This is a genomic window from Brevibacillus massiliensis, from assembly GCF_000311785.1.
GTDB lineage: Bacteria > Bacillota > Bacilli > Brevibacillales > Brevibacillaceae > Brevibacillus_C > Brevibacillus_C massiliensis.
The window spans coordinates 164132-181604 of record NZ_HE978541.1 but is presented as its reverse complement, the minus strand read 5'-3'; the positions used below and the strand labels follow the sequence as shown (position 1 = coordinate 181604).

Below are 17473 nucleotides of genomic sequence, written 5' to 3'. Positions count from 1 at the left end.
CATGGACTCCATATTAGTGCGGCTCCGCTTCTTTACCCACCAAAACGTTCCAGGGATCGTCATACCGCTCGGTCTATGCCAAAAGCTGCAGCTTGAACCTCGGCAGCAGGTCACTATCTCCCTCGGCAAGCGAGCAGTGTCAGCAATTGTTTTTCAGGATAGAAAAAATCCGGAGGGCAACGTCATCAGAATGACCAGCACCTTGCGAAAAGAACTGTCTGTTCCCCACCCCGGCCTGATTCACCTCAAGCAAGAAGGGGATGTACTGCGGATTGGACCGGCCATCGGCATCCTCACGACCGGGCTCAGGTACGATTCCAGAAGGCCGATCGGGATGCGCACGTCCTTCTTTCGCGATTTGCTTCAGGCCCAGAAGGGCAGGGGAGTGTACTACTACATCTTTTCTCCCGACGACATCGATTGGACCCGCAACCTGGTCAATGCCTGGTTTCTCCGCCCGACCAGAGAGGGAGAGTACGTCTGGCGCAACATCACGGCGCCGCTGCCGGATGTCGTTTACGATCGCGTCCCGTCGAGGACGGCAGAAAAGCAGGATAAGGTAAGATTTGTAAAAGAGAAATTGGAAAACGAGATCAACCTGCCCATTTTCAACAGCGGTTTTTTCAACAAATGGGGCGTTCACAAACTGCTCTATCCGCTGGATGAAGTAAATGAGTTTATTCCGGAGACGCATAACTACGCTTCGCTCGAGAATCTCCGCCGGATGATGAGAAAATACCGAATGGTCTATTTGAAGCCAAAAAACGGAAGCCTTGGAATCGGCATCCTGAAGGTTATGCGAACAGCCGATCATTCTTACGAAGTTTCCTACCATACGTCTTCCGGGAACATCAAGCGTACTTTCAACAGTGCGCAGACGCTGTACCAGCGCATTTTTCGCAGCCGCAAGCCGAGTGCCTACCTGGTACAGCAAGGCATCAATCTTCACACCTATCACGGCCGCCCCTTTGACTTTCGCGTCCACCTTCATAAAAACCAGGAGAACAATTGGGTCGTCTCCTGCATGGCAGCCAAGGTGGCTGGTTCCGGAAGCGTCACGACCCATGTGCGCACAGGCGGTACGGTCATACCTGGCAGCGATCTGCTCCAGTCTATCTTCGGCAACAGGAGGAACCTGATCGAGGAGAGAATCAGCAGTGCAGCAGTGCGAATCGCCGCCGCCATTGAAGAGGCGATGGGCATTCCGCTCGGGGAGTTGGGCCTCGATATGGGCATCGACAAGCATGGGCATGTCTGGATGTTTGAGGCAAATTCCAAACCGGGCCGTTCCATCTTTAAACACTCCCGTCTAAAGAAGGCGGACGAATTCTCCCGCAACCTACTTGTCGATTACAGCTGTTACCTCGCCAACTTTTAACGTCCGACTGACTGGAAGGAGGATATTTGCATGCAAAAATTGCACCCAGGCTGGCTCACTGTTACTCCTTCAGGGCGTTGGTGTCTGCAATCGGCCAAATCGTCGCCCTTGCCCAGTTTGCTCAGAAGACAAAAAAAAACCGTCACATTCGTCGGCCCGCTGATGATGAAAAAGCTGATCAACATCGTCCAAACACCGGTAAAACCCAGATGGATCCGTACCAAAATCCGCTGGGTATGGTCAGACAATCGGCTAATCATCGGGCCCATGATCGGTATCTTGACTGCGGGGGACGGGGTGGGCTTTAAGGGAAACAAGGAAAATTTCAAGGATTTGTTCAACACCGGCAAACGACTAGGCGCCCTTGTCTTTGTGTTCACTCCGAAGGGAATCGACTGGAAAGAGAATCGGATTCAGGGGTATCTTTACGACGACAAGCTGGATGCATGGCATGCTCACGTAATGCCTTTTCCCCACGTCGTCTACAACCGGATTCCGACACGCAAATTGGAGAAGATGGCCGAAGTCAGCAAAACCCTTGACAAGCTTGCCGCCACGCCCAACATTCTCCTGTTCAACCGCCGTTTCTTCAATAAGAATCTGCTGTTTAAAAGGCTGGAAAAGCATCCGGAAGCTGCGTCCTTTTTGCCATACACAAAAAAACTGGAGACCTACAGTCAACTGCGCTTATTCTGCAGCCTGTTCCCCTTCGTCTATCTGAAACCTGTCAGCGGGAAGGCGGGCAAGGGGATCATGCGGCTGGAACGCAAAAACAACAAGTGGTTTTTGCAGCAGGTCCATCAGCAGAATTCCATCTCCCTCCGATTTTTAAGGCTGGAAGAGGTGTGGAATTACCTCAAGGAGCAAACCAAAAACAAGGGGTACATCATCCAGCAGGGCATTCCCCTCGCCCGCTTCAAGGGGCGCCCCTTTGACGTGCGGGTACTGGTGCAAAAAGACGGTAGCGGAAAATGGGGGGTAACCGGCATCGGCATCCGCCGGGCAGGAGTCAACAGTATCACGACACATGTTCCGCGCGGCGGTTCCATCCAGTCCACGTCTGCTGTCCTGACGCACGTCTTTGCTGAGCAGGCCCAGGAGATCCGCGAACGGATAGAAGAGGCTGCACTGATCATTGCCCACTCGCTGAATGAAGAGGTGGAAAGCCTGGCTGAGATGTCGATGGATTTTGGGCTGACCCCCCAAGGAAGACTTTGGTTTTTTGAAGCAAACGCCAAACCGGAAAAATTTGACGAGCCGTCGATTCGCCGTTCGTCGCTGGCCAACCTGATCCGCTTTGCCCAGCATGTCTTTACCACTGAAGAATTGTTGGAAAATCTGGCTTAGCTCCCCTGCCTCCCTCCAAAAACAATTAGTGGATCCCTAATTTGGATCCACTAATTGAAACCCTTCCGCAAGAAGCGCCGCCTTCGCATCGGCGATCGTCTCTTGGTCCTCCGCCGCCAAGGTGTGATAATGCAGCCCGCCTGTTACCTCCGAAAACAGCGGAATCATGGAGTTGGCCCGCTTCTCAAGAAACTGCTTGACATCCTTGGGTGTCGCGATGTCCAGGACGCCTATGATCCGCCCGTAAACAGGGTGGTCGATAAATACATCCTCAACCACTACATGATGAGCCACCAGTATTTCCAGCTCCCGTTTCAACTGCTCGGGGGTGTGGACAATACCGAGTACCCCGCGGCAACTCGTTTTCGTACCGCCCTCCAGCACATACCCCTGGGTCGTGCTGATGATCGGATAACCATCCTTGCGCAGAAAGGCGATATCCTGCACAATCGTCTGCCGGCTGACCTGCAGCATACCTGCAAGCCGGGAACCGGCGACCGGTTCGGGAGATGATCTCAGAATCTCCAAGAGTTGTTGTCTGCGCTCCATGCAAGCCCCCCAAGAAAGCTGTTTCTTCCAGTCTACGAAATGTTTAGCATCCGTTCAATAGCCACCTTGGCCGCTCCAGCGATGTTCGGGGACACCCTGATTTGATTTTGGGGCGTACCCGCGATGATGTTCTCCAGCGACCAGAGCAGATGCGGCCGGTCAATTCGGTTCATCGTCAAACAAGGGCAGATCATCTCATTGAGCGATACGATAAACTGTTCGGGATGCTCCTGTGCGAGCCGATTGACCAGATTGTGTTCCGTTCCGATCGCCCATTTGGTGCCGGCGGGCGCGTTTTGCACAGCTCTGATGATGTAGTCGGTCGATCCGTTCTCATCGGCCAGCTGCACCGTTTCATAGGTGCATTCGGGGTGGACGAGCACGCGGATGCCGGGGTAGGCCTCTCTTGCCTGCCGCACGTGGCGAGGCTCAAACTTGGTGTGAACAGAGCAGTGCCCCTTCCACAGGATCACGCGGGGGTCTGCCTCTCCATGCGGATACTCGAGCAGCATTTCTTTCGGATCGTAGACGCACATCCGGGATAGCGGTATGCCGCATGCTGCCCCGGTATTGCGGCCAAGGTGCTGATCGGGCAAGAACAGAATCCGTTCCTTCGCTTCCAGGGCGTGGGCAAAAACGCGCGCCGCATTGGATGATGTGATCGTCAGTCCTCCCCGGCTGCCAACGAACGCTTTGATGGCAGCGGCGGAATTGACGTATGTGACCGGAATGATCGATTCGCCAAATCGCTCCGTAATGATCTCCCAGCACTCCTCCACTTCCTGCTCATCTGCCATGTCCGCCATCGAGCAGCCGGCATTCATATCGGGCAAAATCACCATTTGGTCATCCGACGTCAAGATATCAGCCGTCTCCGCCATAAAGTGGACGCCGCAAAACACGATGTACTTCGCCTCCCGCAGATTGGCGGCGATGCGGGCCAGCTGCAGGGAATCTCCCCGATAGTCGGAATGTGCGATGACATCGTCACGCTGGTAGTGGTGTCCCAGGATCACGAGATCTTTTCCCAGGGCCGCCTTGGCCCGGCGAATCCTCAGGTCCAGCTCCTCTGAAGGCAGCGCCCTGTACTCGGTTAGTGAAGTAGGCCCGGTTGCCAGGCTATCTGTTGCCGACATATCTGTACCCTCCTGTCTAGGTAAGGTCAAGGCTTATATCCAAAGCCTTGACCGAGTGAGTAAGCCAGCCGAGGGAAATGACATCCACTCCGGTCACAGCGTACTCTCTCACTGTTTCTGGCGTAATGCCTCCGGAAGCCTCGGTGACGGCACGTCCTCCCACGATCTGCACCGCTTCCCTCATCATCTCCGGCGACATGTTGTCCAGCAAGATCACATCGACGCCTGCTTCCACCGCTTCTTTCACCTGATCAAGGGTTTCGGCCTCCACTTCAATCTTGACGAGATGGCCGGCTCCGCGCTTGACCTTGGCTGCTGCTGCACGGATCGAACCAGACGCGGCGATGTGGTTATCCTTGATCATGACCGCATCGTACAGGCCAAACCGGTGATTGATTCCGCCGCCGACGGCTACCGCGTGTTTGTCAAACAGCCTGAGTCCCGGCATCGTCTTGCGGGTATCGGCAATCCGCACCGGCAAATCGGCCACGCTGCGGCAGACGTCACGTGTCGCGGTGGCGATACCCGACATTCTCTGCAAAAAATTAAGGGCGATCCGCTCTCCGGAGAGGATGGCGCGGGCCCTTCCGGTTACCGTCGCGATCCGCTCTCCCGCTTTTACGTCTGTGCCGTCCGCGGCCTGCCCGGCAAAACGGATCTGGGGATCGAGGAGCCGAAACACCTCCTCGGCAACGGAGAGACCGGCAATTCTCCCTTCCTTTTTGGCCAGCAGCATGCCGCTCAGCATGTCCCCTGGTTCAAACAACAATTCCGTCGTCAGATCGCGAGTGCCGATATCTTCAATGAGCGCCTGCTGAAGCAGCTGGCGTACGAGCAATAGATTCATAGCTTCCTCCTTGTATCGAATGAGTGTCATATTCCGGGTCTGTCCCAGGGTAGTCCAGGCGGTAATGGGCCCCTCTGCTCTCCTTGCGCCAGATGGCAGGCTGCACGACCAAAAGCGCGGCGGTCAGGAGATTTTGGTCGGCTCCCGGCCGAAGAGCAGACTGACCGAGCCAGGATTGAAGCAGGGCGCGGGCATGCTGCAGTTGCCGCTCATCCCGGACGATCCCGGCGTGGGTCCACATCACATCCTGGACTTGCCGGAGCAGTTCCGGGCTTGCATGCAGCGGCTGTGCCCGAGCATCATCCGCAAGCAGAGCGGCATCCGTCCAGCTGCACCGCCCCGGCGGCGGCAGTTCGGCGAGAGCCTCTGCCGTGCGAAAAGCCATGACGAGCCCCTCGAGCAGGGAATTGCTGGCCAAACGATTTGCCCCGTGAAACCCGCTGGAAGCCGCTTCGCCAATCGCAAACAATCGCGGAACGGAGGCCTGGCCCCGGTCATCCGTCTGGATTCCGCCCATTGTGTAGTGGGCGGCCGGAACGACGGGAATCAAGTCGACAGCCGGATCAATCCCGATCCTTTGACAGGAGGCCCAGACAGTGGGAAACCTCTTGGCAAATCCGGAAATCGGGCGGGCGTCCAGATATACATCCCGGCCCGCCTGCATCTCGGCGTAGATCGCCCTGGAGACGATGTCCCGCGAGGCCAGCTCGCCCCACTCATGGTAGCGGCGCATGAAAGCCTCCTTCCTGGAGTTGACAAGGATCGCCCCTTCACCCCGAACGGCTTCGGAGACGAGCGGAAGAGGAGTGGTTCCGCACTTCAAAGCAGTCGGATGAAACTGCACAAATTCCATGTCGCGCAAAAGCGCCCCTGCCCGGTAGGCCAAGGCGTACCCGTCACCGGTGCTGCCGCCGGTGTTGGTGGTGTACTTGTACAGCTGGCCCAGCCCGCCGGTGGCGAGAACAACCGCTTTCGCCCGGAAGCGAATCAGCTGGCCGGACGAGTCTTGCCCTACCGCTCCGGTGCATTCCCCGTCTTCCACCGCAAGCTTCACAACCGCCGTATTTTCCCACAAGCTGATGTTTGGATTGGCATAAAGCTGCCCGGCCAATGTTTTGACAATCGCCCGTCCGGTTGCATCACCGCCTGCGTGGACGATTCGCTTTCTGCTGTGTGCGCCCTCTCTACCGAGGAGCAGATTGCCGTCGCGGTCGCAGTCCCAAGCGACGCCGACTTCCTGCAGGAAGCGGACGGCATCCGGAGCCAGACGAACGTAGGTGTCAACCGTCCCGGCGTGGCAAAGGCCCTGACCGGTCCGAAGCGTATCTTCGCCGTGCAGGCTCGCGCTGTCGTCTGCGGACAGCGCCGCAGCGATTCCGCCTTGTGCCAGGCTGCTGTTGCAGTCGCGGACGTTCCCCTTCGTGACGAGGGCGACCCGGCCGTGGCGGGATGCCAATAAACCGAGTGTCAAACCCGCTATTCCGGAACCGATGACAACGTAATCTGCCGCAACGTCATTTCCCATGGCCACCCTTCTTTCGCTTTGCTGATGTCCAAATCTACGACTCTATTATTTGACTGCTATTGATTTATGTCAAGACATGTGTAAAATTAACTGTAAAGTTACGATGTCAAATCCTGCTCCCAATACGTTCCAGAGAGGTGTTTGCCATGCCCCAACTTGATCTTGCACGCTACTTCGATCACGCTGCAGCCACTCCGATGCGGCCGGAGGCTTTCGCAGTAATGGCGCCGTACTGTATGGAATATTTCGGCAATCCGGGGAGCATCCATCCATTTGGCTTTCAGGCAAAGGAAGCCCTGGATGTGGCCAGGGCCTCGATCGCCAAAACGATCGGTGCTCACGGCAAAGAGCTGATCTTTACCGCCAGCGGCACAGAATCCAATAACCTCGCCATCCTCGGCGGGGCGCGGCGCATGCGCCGGTTGGGAAAAGGGAATCACGTGATTGCCAGCGCAGTGGAGCATCCGGCGGTAAGAGAAACCTGCCGGGCGCTGGCAGCGGAAGGATTTCGGGTGACGTACGTCCCGGTGGACGAAAACGGGCGGATCATCCCGGAGAAGTTGTACGAGGCCATTTCGCCGGACACGGTGCTGGTGAGCGTCATGCACGCGAATAACGTCGTCGGTACGATTCAGCCGATTGCGGAAATCGGAGCTTTTCTGCGCGGCAAAAACATCTTGTTCCACTCGGACGCGGTGCAAAGTTACGGAAAGATAGAAGTAGATGCTGTGCGAATGCAGGTGGACCTGTTGACGATCAATGCCCACAAGCTGGGCGGTCCGAAAGGCGTGGCTGCCCTGTACGTGCGGAAGGGTGTGAGGATCGACCCGATTCTCCACGGGGGCGGGCAGGAGCGGGGAATGCGCTCCGCGACTCCCAACGTCGCCGGCATCGTCGCGTTTGCCAAAGCGGCTGAGCTGGCCGCAGCCGAGCTTTCGCAGGAGAGGGCCCGGCTGGCGAAGCTGCGGACCCGGCTGATCAGGCGCCTGACCAGCACGATTCCGGGATGCAAGCTGAACGGACCCGGAGCGGACGATCCGGACGCGGCGCAAGTCCTGCCAACCCATGTCAATATTGGCATCGACCGGATCGAAGGACAAGCGCTCATGCTGGAATTGGAACGGCTCGGCTTCGCCACTTCCAGCGGCTCGGCATGCAGCGCTTCCGGCTCCGAACCCTCCTACGTGCTGCTGGCGATGGGAAGAACCCGGGAGGCAGCTTTGGAGAGCTTGCGGATTACGATGGGCAGGACTACGACTGAAAAAAGCATCGACGAGCTTGCCGCGGCGGTCGAACAGGCGGCAAACAAGTGGCGAAGCGCAGCCAGCCTGCCCCTGTTGCGTTAGGGGCAGGCCGGCGAATGGCGTCACTCAGAAATCTCAAGCTTCTTCTTTCATAATCGCCCGGTACAGCCGGTGCAGGGCGTCCAGGCTTGCTTGATCCACGGTAAAGGAAAGTCCGTCAAACCAGTAAGCATCCTGCTCCACACCGGACATCCCGCTGCCGAAGCGATCAAACTGGGCCTCTACGCATGCGGCCGTATCCTCTGCGCATTTGCGCACCTGCAGATGCCGGTCAATCTCGCTCCGGTACCGCGCGTACACCTCCGCGTACCGGCCTGTCTCGTCCAGGCGGGCCAGGCGGTACAGGGCCAGGTCGATTTGCAGCCAGCAGGTGACGTAAAAATGGAATTCCCAGAACAGCACCGTCAGCGCCTCTCTCAGCGGCTGCGGGTCCCCGGTCTGGCGCATCGACAAGAGCGCCTGTCTGACCGTTTTCTTCTTTTCTTGGATCAGATCAAAGTGGCTGACCGCCCCGCGGTAAAACTTGCGGACAATTTTGAGCAGCATGTCCGGCGTCCGGGGCGGCAATCCCCTGTATCGGTTGGTTACATCCCGTTCCATCTCAAACCCCCTGCTCCCGGTTTCTTGGTGTCTTTGTCTCGTTCTGGTCTAAAGGAAATGGGCTCCAGCGGCCTGGCAAAGCAAAAACCGCTCTGTTCCTCCGCCTCTCTTCTCGCTTCTTCACTGGCATAGCCATCCTGGTAATGCATCAAGATGAGTTTCTTTTGCAGTTCCGCCGGCAGAGTCTGCAGCTGCGCCAGAGAGGTATGCGATGGGATCTCAAGCTCCCACATGTGGCAGTCGTGAAAAATCCGGCTCACCCTCTGTTCATGCACAGCCAAAAGCTCCCTGTCAAAAGAAGTATCGCCGGTAAAGAAAAAGTACGGCTCTGTCAAGAGGCCGAAGCTGGTCATGCCGGGTGTGTGCCTGGTCGGGATCAGCTCAAAAGCTGCCCCGCCCAGCTCAAAATGCCGGTCGAGCAAAATCACCTCAAAGTAATCCTCCAGCCGCTTGGGCCCCGAGGTCGTATGGGCCAAGCCCGCCTTTACCGTCTGCCACAATTCATCCGCCAGCTCGCGGGAGATCAGCAGATTGGGCTTCTGCCCACCGACGATCCTGCGATAGTGGGCAAGCTGCTGCAGTCCGTTGACATGGTCTTCGTGAAGGTGGGTGATAAAGACGTTCTTCACATCCTGCAAGTCCCTGCCCAGCCTCTTTAATGCCGGCCAATTGGTCGCCGGAAAGTCGATGACGAGATTTTCCCCGCCCCACTCCAAAAGGGCGCTGGTATGGCCCAACTTTAGCGAAAAGGCGTCCCCCGTTCCGAGAAAGGTAAGCTTCATTTCGATCCCTCCAGGCATTTTCAATACCCAAGCTCGCGATTGACTGCTCCCGCCAGCGGCTTTCCTTGCACGTAGCGCTCCAGATTTTGCAAAAAGAACCGCCCCACGTCTTCCGGTGTGCTCGGTCCCGATAAATGCGGCGTCACAAAAACGTTCGGCATGTTCCATAAAGGACTGTCCGCCAGCAAAGGCTCTTGCTCGAATACATCGAGAACAGCGGCCTGCAGGTGGCCGGAGTGGAGAACGCCGATCAGGTCCGCTTCCGCGATCAGGCTTCCGCGCCCCACATTTACCAGGCAGGCGTCAGGTTTCATCGCCAGCAGTACTTGACGGTCGACGACGTGATGCGTTTCTTTTGTCAAGGGCAGAGTCAGGACCAGGTAGTCCAGTTCTTGCACGAAGCTGCTCCATTCGTGCGGACCAAAGTGGCGGTCCACCAAATGAGCTTGTCTTCCGCTGTGGCTGAGCCCTGCCACTTTCATGTCGAAGGCCCGCGCTTTCCGTACGATTTCCGCTCCGATCGAGCCCAAACCAGCTACACCGATCGTCTTGTTTTGCAAAAATCCGGTGACAAACGGTTCCCAGCGGCGTTCGGATTGGGCAGTCCGCAAGCGAGGCAGATCTTTGGCAAGGGAGAGCAGGTAAGCGAAGACGTATTCGGCGATAGGTCCGCCAAACTGGTCCAGGATGCGGGTGATGACGATCCGGGAAGGAACCTCCCCGGCGGAAACCCAATCGTCAACGCCGGCGCCCATCGATTGAACCCACCTCACATTGGCAGCGGCGGGAGACGGCAGCAGCTGAATGGGAAATTTCCAGCAGAGCAGCACTTCCGTCTCCGGGAGGTGGCGTTCTGCTTCCTCAGGCGTCGACGCGGCAGCGACTTGGGTGCAGCCGTGGGAGCGGAGGATTTCCACATACTTCTCTACCTCTTTGGCCTGAGGGCTGTATACAAGAATCTTTGGGCTTTTCATCTGCGATTCTCCTCTCTGTATTCCGTGTGCTTGGGGGCTGCTGCCTACATTTTACAAGAATCGCCGCCGGAGTGCACCCATGCATGACAAAAGGGCTGCACCCTGTGCAGCCCCGTGATCCATCATTCGTTTATTCTAGGCAAGAGAAGTGCTCGCAGCGTGCGAAGCTGATTCATCTTCAGCCTCAGCCAAAGTCTCCGGCTTTCCGCCCGGGTGAAACTCTCCCTCTGTTTTGGAGATGACCACCGTGGCAACCCCGTTGCCGATCAGGTTGGTGATGGCGCGCGCCTCCGACATGAAGCGGTCAACCCCGAGCAAGAGAGCCATCCCCTCCACCGGAATCATCGGGAATGCCGCCAACGTGGCAGCGAGGGTGACGAAGCCTGAACCGGTAACACCTGCAGCGCCTTTTGAGGTCAGCATCAGAATGCCGAGCAGGGTGAGCTCTTGCCAGATGGTCAGATCAATGCCGTACGCCTGGGCGATAAAGATCGCGGCCATCGACAGGTAGATCGAGGTTCCATCTAGGTTAAACGAGTAGCCGGTCGGCACGACCAGACCCACTACAGATTTTCCGCAGCCGTAGTTCTCCAACCGCTTCATCAGGCTCGGCAGCGCCGATTCGGAAGAAGACGTACCCAGCACCAGCAGAATTTCTTCGCGGATGTATTTGATAAAGGAAAAAATACTAAATTTGTACATTCTGGCAATAAGACCTAATACAACGATGATAAACAGGAACATGGTAAGGTAGACGGAGCCCATCAGTTTTCCCAGATTCAGCAGGGAGTCCAAGCCAAACTTTCCGATGGTGTAGGACATCGCCCCGAAGGCTGCAATCGGTGAAAACCGCATGATCATGTTGACGACGCCGAAAAACCCTTGCGCCAGCTTCTCAAACAGGTTGATCACCGGCTTAGCGCCTGATCCCATCGCCGCCAAGGCGAGTCCGAACAGCACTGCGAAGAACAAGATCGGCAGCAGTTCTCCCTTGGCCAACGCACCGACGACGTTGTCCGGAATGATCCCCATGAGGAAATCCATCACGCCATGAGAGGTTTCCGCCGCTTCTTTTGTGTATTTCGTGATGTCGCCGGCGGTGCCTACCGCGCTTTTGTCAAAGCCGACGCCCGGCTTTAACAGGTTGACAACGACAATACCGATCGCAAGCGCGAAAGTGGTAACGATTTCAAAATAGATCAGCGCCTTTCCTCCGATGCGTCCCACTTTCTTCAAATCGCCCATGCTGGCAATGCCGATCACGACCGTAAAGAAGACGACTGGCGGAATCACCATCTTGATCATCTTGATAAAGATGTCCGCAAGCACTTTTAACTGCGCCCCGAACGCGGGGTATAAATAGCCGACGATAATACCGAAGATAATGGCCAAAATGACTTGCACCGTTAGATTCTTCAGCTTTGAAAACATCTTCTGCTCACATCCCTTCATCGTTTGTGAAAACGTTTCCCTTTTTGTAAAGCAATTGTAAAATGTTTAGCCGGTGATGGAAATGTTCTGGTCTTATTGTTCATTTTGGTCTTTTTGGTCATACGAAAACGCCCTTGGGCTTTGGAGAACATGGGGGATGGAGACCGAGAAAAACGGGCTCGCTTCGTTCGTGGCACGCCAGCGGGGAAACTAGACTGGCCGTCTTCACTCCAAAAAACGGCACGTCGACCAAAATTGAATGGAAGTATCTCAACGTAGAGTTTGGTCGACAAGCGTGTGCCGTTTTTTTCCGTTCCGACTGGGTAGGCGTTGCCAAGGCCTCAGCTCGCTCCATTTTTCTCGATCTCCTCGGGCATTTTCCTATATATCAAAAAATAAAAAAAGCAGCGGGTGCTATTCCCGCTGCTTCCGCAATTCCGCGATTTTGTCCATGAGTTCCCGGCCGATGACGGGGGCATAGTGATCGTAGATCGGCTGAAACGCGGCTTCCCATCTCTCCCGCTCTTTTGGGGTGAGCTGGTGGATTTGCAAGCCGGTCGCTTTCAACTCCTGCAACTGCCGTTCATTCATGGAGACCGCCTGCCGATTTGCCCACTCGGTCGTCTCCCGCATCGCTTCTGCAAGCTTTGACTGGATATCCCAAGGAAGCTTCTCCCAAAAGGCTTTGTTCATGACCACGGCGTAACCCAGGTAGGCGTGATTGCTGAGTGTCATGTACTTTTGAACCGTGTAGAGCCGCTTTGTGTAGATATTGGAGATCGTGTTCTCCTGTCCCTCCACCTCGTCACGCTCCAAACTGCGATACACCTCGTTAAAGGAGATCGGGACCGCTTTGGCATGCAGCAGTTGAAACTGCATCTCGATCACCTTGCTCGGCATGATGCGAAACCGTTGGCCGCTGAAGTCTTCCGGTGTGATCAAAGGCTTCAGCTTGCTGCTCATCTGTTTAAACCCATTGTTCCAGAAGGCCAGGCCAACCATCTGCCTTTGCTCCAGGGAGCGAAACAGCATTTGTCCGATCTCTCCCTGCAATGCCTGATCCACCTCGGCCTGATCCCGAAAGGCAAAGGGCAGATCGAGGGCCAGCCATGCGGGGATCAGGCTGGAAAGCTTGGAAAAGGCCGGGGCGATCATCTGGATTTCTCCGCCCATCAGCGCGTCGACTTCGTCCTGGTCGGAGTAGAGAATGCCGTTCGGGTATACCTGTACCTCGACTCTGCCATGTGTCTTCTCTGCAGCGAGCTGGGCAAACTTTTCCGCCGCCAGTCCTTTCGGGGTATTCTCTGCGACGACGTGGCTGAATTTGATGATAATGCGGTCATTGAGCCCTTCCTGGACCTCGTCATAAGGCAGGCTGCCTGGCGCAAGGTTGCCGCCAAATCCGGTCAGCAGCGCAGCGAACAGTCCCAAAAAAATAAAGAACCCGATTCCGATGATGGCTTTCATCTGGACACCTGCTTTTTATGGATTGCGAAAATCTGTTTCTTATCCCACAATACATACATAGTAGCGAAAAATGAAATTTAGTAAAGGGGAAAGCGTTCTGTTTAAGCTGAGGAACCTGCCTATCAAGTGGAAAATTACGATCTTTTCGTTCGGCATCGTCCTATTTTCGGCGCTGATCGGCGGCATTATTATCCTGGGAACGATGTTCCGGATGATGGAAGAGGAGATCGGACAGCGATTGCTGGTTACTGCCCGGACAGTTGCGGAGATCCCGGTCGTCAGGGAGAGCATGGCGGAACCGGACAGTTGGCGGGAGATTGATCCGATCACCAATCGAATCAGGATTATCAACAACGTTGATTATATTGTGGTAATAGATATGAACCGGATTCGCCTCTCCGATCCGGTCAAGCAGCGCATCGGCACCCCGTTTCACGGCAAGGAGGCCGAGGAGGCATTTTCCGAGCACACCTACGTCAACAAGGTAAAGGGAGACCAGGGGACGGCGATTCGGGCGTATGTTCCGGTGATGGATGCCGGGCACCGTCAGGTCGGGTTGGTCATAGCCGGACATCTGCTGCCCGGTATTGTCGAGATGATCCGCAGCCAACAGCGAAGCATCGCGATCACCTTATTCCTGTCGCTGTTGTTCGGAATCTGGGGCTCCTGGCAGTTGGCCAAGCAGATCAAACGGCAGATGCTGGATTTGGAACCGCACGAAATCGCTCGCATCCTGCGGGAGCGAACAGCCATGTTTCACGCCATGCACGAAGGCATCATCGCGATTGACAACCAGGAGCGAATCACTGTCATCAACGACACGGCCAAGCGGGTTTTTCAGATCACGGGGGATGTCATCGGCCAGAATATCCACCAGGTCATCCCCGGCACCCGTCTGCCGGAAATCCTGGCACTTCAGCACGGGGTCTACAATATGGAACTGCGGATCGGCGACACGCTGATCTGGTCCAACCGGATTCCCATTCGCGTGGGCGATAAAACCGTAGGAGCGATCGCCATTTTTCAGGATCGCACAGAAGTGACGCGAATCGCAGAAGAGCTGACGGGCGTGAAAGAATTTGTCGAAGCGCTGCGAGTGCAAAACCACGAGTACATGAACAAGCTGCACACCATCGCCGGCCTGCTTCAGCTCGGACAGACGGAGAAGGCGCTCGACTACCTGTTCAAGATCAGTGAGCAGCAGCGCGATGTCAGCACGTTCTTGACCCGCCGCATTGCCGATGACAACCTCTCCGGCCTGCTTCTGGCCAAGATTCGCCGCGGCAAGGAATTGGGCGTCGATGTCGTAGTCGATCGGCGGAGCCATCTGGAGCGTTTTCCCGAGCATCTGGACCACCACGATTTTGTGCTCGTCTTGGGGAATCTGATCGAAAATGCATTTGACGCGCTGGCCCACGTGGAGCGGGACAAGAAAGAGGTCTACGTCAGCATCGAACAGGATGACGAGCTGTTGTCGCTGATGGTCGAGGATAACGGATGCGGCATGTCACCCGAGACGGCGGAGCGCATCATGGAGCGCGGCTACTCTACCAAACAGGGCGAAAACCGCGGAATTGGCCTGTTTCTGGTCAATCAGGTAGTCGAAGTAGGCAAGGGAAAACTGGTCTGTGACTCCGAGCCGGGAGTCGGGACCAGCTTTATTCTGACATTCCCGATGAAAGGAGACGGGCAATAAGTGACAGCGCAAACGATCCGGGTCGTCATCGTCGAGGACGACCCGATGGTTCAAGAGGTAAACAGGCAGTTTGTCGAGCGGATCCCTTCCTTTACGGTAGTCGGCGTGGCGGAGAACGGAAAAGAAGGAGTAAGACTGGTCAAAGAGCTGCGCCCCGAACTCGTCATCATCGATATTTTCATGCCCGACCAAGACGGCATCGAAACATTAAAACAGCTGCGCAGCCTTAACGAGCCGGTCGACGTGATCGTCATCACGGCGGCGAAAGACAAAGAGACGATCCAATTGATGCTGCGAAACGGCGCCATTGACTACATTATGAAGCCGTTTCAGTTCGAGCGGCTGAAGCAAGCGTTGGAGAACTACCGGCGGCTCCGCTCGCAGTTGAAACAGGGGGAGTTTTCTTCCCAAGCGGAACTGGATCAGCTGTTGTTCGGCAAACATCCGGTTTCCATCGAAGAACAAAATCACCTGCCGAAAGGTCTTAACGCCTTGACCTTGCAGCAGGTGATCCTGTTCCTGACCCAGCAGACGCGCTCGCTTTCCGCCGAAGAAGTGGCAGAGCAGGTCGGCATCGCTCGTGTCACTGCACGGCGCTACCTGGAGTACCTGGAAAAGACGGGCAGGGTCTGCCGGGATATTCGCTACGGCGGAGTGGGGCGGCCGACCAACCGCTACCTGATCGTCAAAGCCCCTTCTCACTCCTGATTTTCCACGGTTACGTCCTTCGGCAGGACCAGCACCAGATCCGCCCGGGAGGAGAAGGATACGATCCCCCGCTTTTCGGGGAGCCGCTTTAGTGTCACGTACATCGTATCCCCAACGGTGTGGATGGCAGCAAATTGTGATGCGTCATACTCCGGTTCAGCCCGCTCCTCCGACGTTACGATACGGTACGTCCCGAACAGGTGCACATCCCGCTCGACGGCCCGTTCAATCCTGACCTGCACGTCGGCGGATTGAACGACAATCCGCTTCACTTCCTGCGGCACGGGCCGGGATAACTCCGGCACGTCTTTGATCTGGTCGACGGAGGCCACCGCATGGCGTATCTCTCCCAACACGCCCGTAGAAGCAAGCAGCGTCAAACCGATGCAAAGAGATCCCAAAAGTCCGATAAAGAAAATGCTGAAGATGTCGTATTTGACGCGAACCTGTTCGCCCTTCGACAGGGCCAGGAAGATCAGGATCTCCGCCCCCAACAGAATAAAGACGATCGGCCACCACGTAAACGCCCAATCAAACGCCTGCGGGCCCCTCCACTGGGAGAGAAACAGGATCGCTCCCAGCACGATCAAGGAGACACCCATCGAAAGCGTCCCTATTCGCCATTGCCGCATTCGGCCTTCCCTTCCTCTCGCTGTTTTTTGCCGAGCAGCAATTTCAATCCGCCGCCAATCAGCAGAATGGAAACGATGCTCGTCTGCACGTAGCTGTGGAACCAATAGTTGATGTTAAAATCAGGAAAATTCCGTTCAATAATCGGCAGCACCACCTGATCCAACAGATAAAATCCGCCGAGTCCAATCAGGCCGATCCCAATCCACTTCTGGTGGTTCAACAGCCAATCGACCACCGGTTCATCCCTCACTTCTCCCCGGCGCCAGCGGGAAAACTGCTGCAGCCCGTCAAAGAAGCTGTAAAACCAGATAATCGGAATCAAAAACAGGAAAATCGAAAGACGCAGCACGTCCATGATGTAGATCGAGAACACGAACGCCGCCATCAACTGCAGCCCGCGCCGCTGCAAACCCAGATACATATGTCCGGCACCCGGGATGACAGATAAAAAGGTGGCGAGCACCCCGCTCTTTCTGCCGGCTTCGCGGCTCTCTTCCAGCTCTTCAAAAAACGACCGGTCCACGATCTCTTCGCCCCGTTCTTTGCGGTCCAGCAGCTGCAAGGCGTCAAACAAGCTGTAGAGCCAGATGATCGGCAGCCCGCCGAGAAAGAGGGCAAAGCCTTTTTCACGGGTTACCACGGTAACGAACAGCACCATCACGGCCAGGCCGAAGAAGGCGATCAGAAACGCCGACCCGCGTGTCATCAGCCCCAGCTGAAAGTGGCCCAAACCGGGGATAAACGAGAGCAGGATCGTGAAAAACCGCTCGTTTTGCTGCTGCGATCGGCTTGCTTGATGAGTCATCCTGCCCGTTTGGCCGCTCTCCATAACCGCTGCTATCGGACGTCCTTTCAGCAGAGTGACCAGCATGTCAAGAACGTTTGCCAGCCACACAAGCAAGGCGATGATCAGGAAAAAGACAAACGGCGCTCCGTCATTTGACACAACAGCCAGACAAAACCCGCAGCCGATCAATCCAAAGAAAACGAGCAGATAGATAATCCCCCGCTTCCGATTGAGGTAAAGATGGCCCACTCCGGGAAAAAGGGAAAGAAAAAAGGCAACAAGCCCACTTTTGTGTTCATTCATTAACAA

The 17473-nt window shown here is 56.0% G+C and carries 16 protein-coding genes; 5 read left to right on the top strand and 11 right to left on the bottom strand.

What is annotated here, in order from left to right:
• Nucleotide 1 precedes the first annotated feature (1 nt).
• Together HGBM_RS15120 and HGBM_RS15115 are read left to right on the top strand one after the other, a co-directional pair.
• Nucleotides 2–1378 (top strand): YheC/YheD family endospore coat-associated protein, encoded by a 1377-nt coding sequence (locus tag HGBM_RS15120; protein WP_019121930.1) that lies wholly within the window; start codon nucleotides 2–4, stop codon nucleotides 1376–1378.
• Between the two features lie 30 nt (nucleotides 1379–1408).
• Nucleotides 1409–2725 carry a YheC/YheD family endospore coat-associated protein gene (locus tag HGBM_RS15115; protein WP_019121929.1) on the top strand — a complete coding sequence of 439 codons (1317 nt, stop codon included), beginning with the start codon at nucleotides 1409–1411 and terminating at the stop codon, nucleotides 2723–2725.
• A 36-nt stretch (nucleotides 2726–2761) separates the two neighbouring features.
• On the opposite strand, the gene HGBM_RS15110 is transcribed toward HGBM_RS15115, so the two are convergent.
• The 4 genes from HGBM_RS15110 to HGBM_RS15095 are packed head-to-tail and all read right to left on the bottom strand — an operon-like array spanning nucleotide 2762 to nucleotide 6782.
• On the bottom strand, nucleotides 2762–3274 hold the full coding sequence (locus HGBM_RS15110; protein WP_019121928.1) for a transcription repressor NadR: 513 nt from the start codon (nucleotides 3272–3274) through the stop codon (nucleotides 2762–2764).
• Between the two features lie 32 nt (nucleotides 3275–3306).
• The gene (gene nadA / locus HGBM_RS15105) at nucleotides 3307–4410 is read right to left on the bottom strand and encodes a quinolinate synthase NadA (protein ID WP_019121927.1); all 1104 of its coding nucleotides are present in this window, start codon (nucleotides 4408–4410) and stop codon (nucleotides 3307–3309) included.
• A gap of 16 nt (nucleotides 4411–4426) precedes the next feature.
• Nucleotides 4427–5257 (bottom strand): carboxylating nicotinate-nucleotide diphosphorylase, encoded by an 831-nt coding sequence (gene nadC / locus HGBM_RS15100; RefSeq protein ID WP_019121926.1) that lies wholly within the window; start codon nucleotides 5255–5257, stop codon nucleotides 4427–4429.
• Nucleotides 5211–6782: an L-aspartate oxidase gene (locus HGBM_RS15095; protein ID WP_019121925.1), complete on the bottom strand. Its 1572-nt coding sequence runs from the start codon at nucleotides 6780–6782 to the stop codon at nucleotides 5211–5213. Before HGBM_RS15095 ends, nadC begins: the two co-directional genes overlap by 47 nt.
• Before the next feature lie 146 nt (nucleotides 6783–6928).
• Here HGBM_RS15095 and HGBM_RS15090 point away from each other — a divergent pair, with 146 nt between their 5' ends.
• Nucleotides 6929–8128: a cysteine desulfurase family protein gene (locus HGBM_RS15090; RefSeq protein WP_019121924.1), complete on the top strand. Its 1200-nt coding sequence runs from the start codon at nucleotides 6929–6931 to the stop codon at nucleotides 8126–8128.
• 33 nt (nucleotides 8129–8161) lie between these two features.
• On the opposite strand, the gene HGBM_RS15085 is transcribed toward HGBM_RS15090, so the two are convergent.
• From HGBM_RS15085 to HGBM_RS15065, 5 genes are all read right to left on the bottom strand, one after another.
• Nucleotides 8162–8686 (bottom strand): hypothetical protein, encoded by a 525-nt coding sequence (locus HGBM_RS15085; RefSeq protein WP_019121923.1) that lies wholly within the window; start codon nucleotides 8684–8686, stop codon nucleotides 8162–8164.
• Complete coding sequence (locus HGBM_RS27590) at nucleotides 8671–9468, bottom strand: MBL fold metallo-hydrolase (protein WP_019121922.1); 798 nt, start codon at nucleotides 9466–9468, stop codon at nucleotides 8671–8673. The genes HGBM_RS15085 and HGBM_RS27590 overlap by 16 nt, the downstream gene beginning before the upstream one ends.
• 20 nt (nucleotides 9469–9488) lie before the next feature.
• The gene (locus HGBM_RS15075) at nucleotides 9489–10442 is read right to left on the bottom strand and encodes a D-2-hydroxyacid dehydrogenase (RefSeq protein ID WP_019121921.1); all 954 of its coding nucleotides are present in this window, start codon (nucleotides 10440–10442) and stop codon (nucleotides 9489–9491) included.
• 135 nt (nucleotides 10443–10577) lie between these two features.
• The gene (locus tag HGBM_RS15070; protein ID WP_019121920.1) at nucleotides 10578–11873 is read right to left on the bottom strand and encodes a dicarboxylate/amino acid:cation symporter; all 1296 of its coding nucleotides are present in this window, start codon (nucleotides 11871–11873) and stop codon (nucleotides 10578–10580) included.
• A gap of 414 nt (nucleotides 11874–12287) precedes the next feature.
• Entirely contained in the window at nucleotides 12288–13340 is a 1053-nt protein-coding gene (locus HGBM_RS15065; RefSeq protein WP_019121919.1) for a TRAP transporter substrate-binding protein, read from the bottom strand.
• Between the two features lie 70 nt (nucleotides 13341–13410).
• Here HGBM_RS15065 and HGBM_RS15060 point away from each other — a divergent pair, with 70 nt between their 5' ends.
• On the top strand, nucleotides 13411–15036 hold the full coding sequence (locus HGBM_RS15060; RefSeq protein WP_019121918.1) for an ATP-binding protein: 1626 nt from the start codon (nucleotides 13411–13413) through the stop codon (nucleotides 15034–15036).
• Complete coding sequence (locus HGBM_RS15055) at nucleotides 15037–15744, top strand: response regulator (RefSeq protein WP_019121917.1); 708 nt, start codon at nucleotides 15037–15039, stop codon at nucleotides 15742–15744.
• Here HGBM_RS15055 and HGBM_RS27585 read toward each other — a convergent pair.
• The gene (locus tag HGBM_RS27585; protein WP_019121916.1) at nucleotides 15735–16376 is read right to left on the bottom strand and encodes a LiaI-LiaF-like domain-containing protein; all 642 of its coding nucleotides are present in this window, start codon (nucleotides 16374–16376) and stop codon (nucleotides 15735–15737) included. The genes HGBM_RS15055 and HGBM_RS27585 overlap by 10 nt on opposite strands.
• Nucleotides 16358–17467 carry a hypothetical protein gene (locus tag HGBM_RS15045; protein ID WP_019121915.1) on the bottom strand — a complete coding sequence of 370 codons (1110 nt, stop codon included), beginning with the start codon at nucleotides 17465–17467 and terminating at the stop codon, nucleotides 16358–16360. The genes HGBM_RS27585 and HGBM_RS15045 overlap by 19 nt, the downstream gene beginning before the upstream one ends.
• Nucleotides 17468–17473 lie beyond the last annotated feature (6 nt).